This window comes from Streptomyces prasinopilosus (assembly GCF_001419695.1).
GTDB lineage: Bacteria > Actinomycetota > Actinomycetes > Streptomycetales > Streptomycetaceae > Streptomyces > Streptomyces prasinopilosus.
Map to the genome: position 1 here is coordinate 1 of NZ_LIRG01000617.1, position 5,527 is coordinate 5,527.

The 5,527-nt window shown below is 76.0% G+C and carries 5 protein-coding genes; 2 read left to right on the forward strand and 3 right to left on the reverse strand.

The features are described 5' to 3' along the window. Window positions 1-23: 23 nt before the first annotated feature. Window positions 24-647: a bifunctional 4-hydroxy-2-oxoglutarate aldolase/2-dehydro-3-deoxy-phosphogluconate aldolase gene (eda, locus tag AOK18_RS23365; protein ID WP_055695619.1), complete on the forward strand. Its 624-nt coding sequence runs from the start codon at window positions 24-26 to the stop codon at window positions 645-647. Here the strand turns inward: eda and AOK18_RS23370 are convergent. From AOK18_RS23370 to AOK18_RS23380, 3 genes are all read right to left on the reverse strand, one after another. Beyond that, a complete protein-coding gene (locus tag AOK18_RS23370; RefSeq protein ID WP_055695617.1) occupies window positions 622-2,052 on the reverse strand; it encodes a bifunctional RNase H/acid phosphatase in 1,431 nt (476 codons plus the stop codon). The genes eda and AOK18_RS23370 overlap by 26 nt on opposite strands. Before the next feature lie 115 nt (window positions 2,053-2,167). Further along, on the reverse strand, window positions 2,168-2,911 hold the full coding sequence (locus AOK18_RS23375; protein ID WP_074993752.1) for a zinc ribbon domain-containing protein: 744 nt from the start codon (window positions 2,909-2,911) through the stop codon (window positions 2,168-2,170). Then, a complete protein-coding gene (locus tag AOK18_RS23380) occupies window positions 2,908-3,825 on the reverse strand; it encodes a Nif3-like dinuclear metal center hexameric protein (RefSeq protein ID WP_055695618.1) in 918 nt (305 codons plus the stop codon). Before AOK18_RS23380 ends, AOK18_RS23375 begins: the two co-directional genes overlap by 4 nt. Window positions 3,826-4,200: 375 nt before the next feature. On the opposite strand from AOK18_RS23380, the gene AOK18_RS23385 reads away from it, so the two are divergent. Continuing rightward, the gene (locus AOK18_RS23385; RefSeq protein WP_240503283.1) at window positions 4,201-5,379 is read left to right on the forward strand and encodes a hypothetical protein; all 1,179 of its coding nucleotides are present in this window, start codon (window positions 4,201-4,203) and stop codon (window positions 5,377-5,379) included. Window positions 5,380-5,527 lie beyond the last annotated feature (148 nt).

Below are 5,527 nucleotides of genomic sequence, written 5' to 3' on the forward strand. Positions count from 1 at the left end.
CCGTCGCCCCCGCCGACGCCTCCGTGCTGGATCTCGCGCCCGTCCTGCCGGTCGTCGTGGTCGAGGACGCCGCCGACGCCGTGCCGCTGGCGCGGGCGCTGGTCGCCGGCGGGCTGCCCGCGATCGAGGTGACCCTGCGGACACCCGCCGCGCCGGACGCCGTCCGCGCGATCGCCGCCGAGGTGCCGGACGCGGTGGTCGGGGCCGGCACGGTGATCACGCCGGAGCAGGTGCGGGAGGTGGTGGCGGCCGGGGCCCGGTTCCTGGTCTCCCCGGGCTGGACGGACGTCCTGCTGGAGTCGATGCGGGCGTCCGGGGTGCCGTTCCTGCCGGGGGTGTCGACGGTCTCGGAGGTCGTGGCGCTGCTGGAGCGCGGGGTGCGGGAGATGAAGTTCTTCCCGGCGCGGGCCGCGGGCGGCACGGCGTACCTGAAGGCGATCGCCGGGCCGCTCCCGCAGGCCCGCTTCTGTCCGACCGGCGGGATCGGCCCGGACTCCGCGCCGGACTACCTGGCCCTGCCGAACGTCGCCTGCGTCGGCGGGAGCTGGATGCTCCCGGCGGACGCGGTGGCGGCGCGCGACTGGGCGCGGATCGAGCGGCTGGCCCGTGCGGCGGCGGGGCTCAGCGCAGGTGGGACGTCTCGTTGAACAGCCGGACGCTGGCGTTGCCGTCGGCGTAGTACGCCACCGCCGAGAGCGAGGCCGCCGACAGCTCCATCCGGAACAGGGCCTCGGGCGGGGCGCCCAGGGCGAGCCGCACCAGGGTCTTGATCGGCGTCACATGGGTGACGAGCAGGACCGTGCGGCCGGCGTACGCGGCGGTGAGCCTGTCACGGGCGGCCGCGACCCGGTGCGCGGTGGCCGCGAAGCTCTCCCCGCCGCCGGTGGGCTCGGCGTCCGGTGAGGAGAGCCAGGCGTTCAGGTCATCGGGGTGGCGTTCGCGGACCTCGGCGAAGGTGAGGCCCTCCCACGCGCCGAAGTCGGTCTCGCGCAGCCCCTCCTCCACGCTCACCTCCAGGCCGAGCCGGGCGGCGACGATGCCGGCGGTCTCGCGGGTGCGGGCGAGGGGAGAGGCGACGACAGCCTGGACGGTGCCGCGCCGGGCGAGCGCGGCGGCGGTCCGCTCGGCCTGCTCGCGGCCGGCATCGGAGAGGGAGGGGTCGCTGCCGCCGCTGCCGGAGAACCGTTTCTGGGGGGTCAGCGGGGTCTCGCCGTGCCGGAGGAGCACGAAGGTGGCCGGCGGTCCCATGTCGGCGGGCGCCCAGCCCGGGGAGGGGACGGCGGCCGGCGCCGTTCCCGGGGCGGCCGTCTCGGTGCCGGGGGCGGCCACGGCCTGTGCGGCCCGCAGGTCGGCGGCGGCCTTCCCGTCGACGGCCTTCCCGTCGGCGCCCTTCTCGTCGAGGGCGTCGCCCGCGCCACCGGCTCCCCGCGTGCCCGGCTCCGTGACGCCCGGCTCCGTGACGCCCGGCTCCGTGACGCCCGGTTCCGTGGCGGGGGCGGCGGCGGAGGTCGAGGCCAGCGCCGCGCGGACTCGTGCCGCACCGGCGGCCGCGTCCCCGGGCGGGCCGGACGGCTCGGGTGTCACGGGCCGGGCGGCCGGCGTGTCCAGTGCGGCGCGCGACGCCGACGCGCTCCACCGCTCGCCCCGCTGCCCCGCGTCCATCGCCTCGTTCGCCAGGCGGTCCGCGTGCTTGTTCCGCTCGCGCGGGATCCACTCGTAGGTGACCCGGCCCGGCGGGAAGACGCGGTCCGCCTCGGCCGCCAGCGGCTTCATGGCGGGGTGCTTGACCTTCCAGCGGCCCGCCATCTGCTCGACGACGAGTTTGGAGTCCATCCGGACGTGGACCGCGGCCCGCGGGTCCAGCGCGTGGGCGGCCCGCAGGCCGGCCAGCAGGCCCGAGTACTCGGCGACGTTGTTCGTGGTGGTGCCGAGGTACTCGGCCGCCTCCGCCAGGGTCTCCCCCGTCGCCGCGTCACTGACCACGGCCCCGTAGCCGGCGGGCCCCGGGTTGCCCCGCGATCCGCCGTCCGCCTCGACTATGAACTCCCGCACCGGGAAAACCCCTCAGCTCTCCTCGTGTCCCGCCGGATCCCCGGATCCCCAGATCCCCCGGGTCTTCCGGCCCCCTGGACCCCCTGGCTCCAGGGGGTCTCCCCCGCAGCCCCGCCTACAGGCCCGAATCCGACGTGCGGACCAGGATGCGGCGGCAGTTCTCGCAGCGGATCACGGTGTCGGGCGCGGCGTGGCGGATCTCGTTCAGCTCGGTGATGGCGAGTTCCTGCCGGCAGCCCTGGCAGCTGCGGGCGTACAGCTTCGCCGCGCCGACGCCGCCCTGCTGCTCGCGCAGCTTCTCGTACAGCTTGAGCAGGTCCGCGGGGACGGAGGCGGCGACGACGGCGCGCTCCTTGGTGACCGTGGCGGCCTCGCCGTCGATCTCCGCGCAGGCCGCGTCCCGGCGGGCGGTCGCGTCGTCCATCCGCGCCTGGACGGAGGTGACCCGCTCGGCCAGTTCGCCGGCCCGCTCCTGCGCGGACTCACGGCGCTCCATGACCTCCAGGACGACGTCCTCGAGGTCGCCCTGGCGCTTGGCGAGGGAGGCGATCTCGCGCTGGAGGTTCTCCAGGTCCTTGGGCGAGGAGACGGCACCGGAGTCGAGGCGCTTCTGGTCGCGGGCGGCGCGCTGGCGCACCTGGTCCACGTCCTGTTCGGCCTTGGTCTGCTCGCGGGCGCAGTCGCTCTCCTCGGTCTGCGCGGCCACGTGCAGGTCGCGCAGCTGGGCGAGGTCCCGGGTCAGCGACTCGATCTCGGCGTGCTCGGGGAGCGACTTCCGCTTGTGCGCGAGCTGCTGGAGGCGGACGTCGAGATCCTGGAGGTCGAGGAGGCGGATCTGGTCGGCGGGCTCGGCGTTCAGTTGGGGGCTCCCGATGTATCGGTGTCGGAAGGGGCGCGCGAGGCGCTCCCTGGAGGGGTGGTGGTGGGCGAGGGGTGGACGGACGGCGCGTGGGCGGTCCAGGGATCGGTGACCACGGCGGAGACGTGGACCCGCAGGCCCCATCCGTGCCGGTCGGAGATCGTGTCGAGCTGGGCCGCGGCCAGTTCGCACCAGGGCCACTCGGTGGCCCAGTGGGCCGCGTCGAGCAGCGCGGGAGGCCGGCCGGTGGCATGCTCCCCCGCGAACTCCGACGCCGGGTGGTGGCGCAGGTCCGCGGTGAGGTAGGCGTCCACGCCGGCCGCCCGGACGTGGGCGAAGAGGCTGTCGCCGGAGCCGCCGCTGACGGCGACCGTCCGCACGAGCGCCTCGGGGTCGCCGGCGACGCGGATGCCCTGCGCGGTCCGGGGCAGGCGCTCGGCGGCGCGGGCGACGAACTCGCGGACGGTCAGCGGGTGGTCCAGTTCGCAGACGCGGCCGAGCCCGCGGCGGCCCTCGGGGTCCGTGGTGTCCGGCACCAGCGGCCGGACGACGCGCAGGTCCAGGGCGCCGGCCAGGGCGTCGCTCACCCCGGGGTCGGCGGTGTCGGCGTTGGTGTGGGCGACGTGCAGCGCGATGCCGTTCCCGATGAGCGTGTGCACCACACGGCCCTTGGAGGTCGTGGCCGCGACGGAGGTCGTGCCGCGCAGGTAGAGCGGGTGGTGGGTGACGAGCAGGTCGGCGCCCAGCCGCACCGCCTCGTCCACGGTCTCCTGGACGGGGTCCACCGCGAACAGGACCCGGCCGACCTCCTGGTCGGGGTCGCCCGTGACGGTACCGACCGCGTCCCAGGACTCGGCCCGCTCGGCGGGCCACAGGGTCTCCAGCGCGGTGATGACTTCAGACAGACGGGGCACATCGCAAGGCTACCTGCCCGTATGGCCCGGTAGTACCGGAGCGGGTACGGGAACCGCGCCCGCCCCCGCCAGCACATACGCCTCCGCTTCCCCGGGCGAATCGTTCCCGGAACACCCTTATGTGTGAAGCGGGGGCCGGTGGGTCTCCCGTCCGCGCGTACGAAAACTACGTTCGTCGCCGGAGGTGACCGAACGATGACGACGATGACGATGCGTGCGACCGAGACTTCCCCGGGCCGGGAGGTCCCGGACCAGGGAGTCTCGGAGCACGGAGTCTCGGGTCACGAGGTCCCGGGGCCCGGGATCCCCGGGCCCGGAGTCCCCGGGCCCAGGGTTCTGGGACACGAGGGGGCCGGGCACGGGCAGGGGGCCGCGGTGACGGTGGCGCCGCCGCCGGGCTGCGTCCTCAGCGCCGACGGCTCCTACGGCGCGCGCCTCGCCCGCGAGGGCGACTCCCTGTTCCCGGAGCGCTGGACCCTGGACGGCCCCGAGCCCTACGCGGTGCCGCTGCGCACCGGCCGGTCCGAGGAGCCCGGCGCCGAGGTGCAGCCCCTGGGCGACGGACGGGTCCTCGTCCGCCGTCCGGCGGGCGGGAGGCACGCGTTCTCCCTGCTGTACCCGACCGGCCCCGGCACCGGAGAGGTGCCGCTCGGCGCGGTCGTGTGCCCGGACGGGGACACCCGGCTGCGGCTCCTGCCGCCCGCCCCGTGCGGACGGCGGGCGTACGCCGTCACCGTGGGCCCGCGGTCCACGGCCCTGTGGCTGGTGGCGGGCGGCGCCTCCGGTCCCGAGCGCGTCGCCGAGATCCCGGGCCGCTGCTCGGGCGGGGCGTGGCTGGACCGCACCGGCCGGATGCTCTGCCTGGACCGGGAGACCGGCGGGCGCACCAAGGCGGTCGTCGTGGACCTGGAGCGCGGGGGCGAGGTGTCGCCGCTGCTGGAGATCACCGAGGAGAGCGACGACCGGGTCCTGCTCGCCGATCCGGACAGCGGCCTGCTGCTGATCCGCTCGGACGCGCCCTCGCCGGGCCGGGGCCGGCTGGGCTGGGGGGTGCTGGGCAGCACGCTGCCGGTGCGCTTCCCCGCGTGCCTGCGGCTGCCGGACTGCGCGGTCACTCCGTTCGCGGTCCAGCCCGGGCAGGTGCTGACGCCGGAGGGGTGCGCGGTGGCGCTGCGCGTGGACGGGCCTCTCGGCAGCTGGGTCGGGGTGTGGCGGCCGGCCCAGCGGCGGTTGCACCACCTCCCGGCGCCCGAGGGGTGGTTGACCGGCACCGGACTGTGGACGGCGGACGGGGTGCTGCGCCTGCCGTGCGCCACCCCGGCGATGCCGTGCGGGGTGGCCGTGCTGAACCCGCCGGGGCCGAACCCGCCGGAACCGGAACGACGGCCGGAGCGTGACCGGGCAGAGGGGCGGCGGCAGGGCCCGGAGGAGAGCCGGGAGGACGCCTCCGCGAAGCCCCAACGACCTTTACCGGAAAGGGATTCCGCGATTCCGGCGGAGTCGGCGGCGCCCCGTCCCGTCCCCCTGCGGCAGGCACCCCTGGGCGGCTTGTAACGAAGTGGCGGCGGTCGGCGCGGTCGCCTGGATCCGCCCCCCGGTCCCCTGGATAAACTCGCCCGTCTGCAGGAAAGATCATGTTTACGGGGTGAGGTCCTTCCGATGAACGATGCGAGCACCAACCAGTCGCAGAGCGCCGACGGCG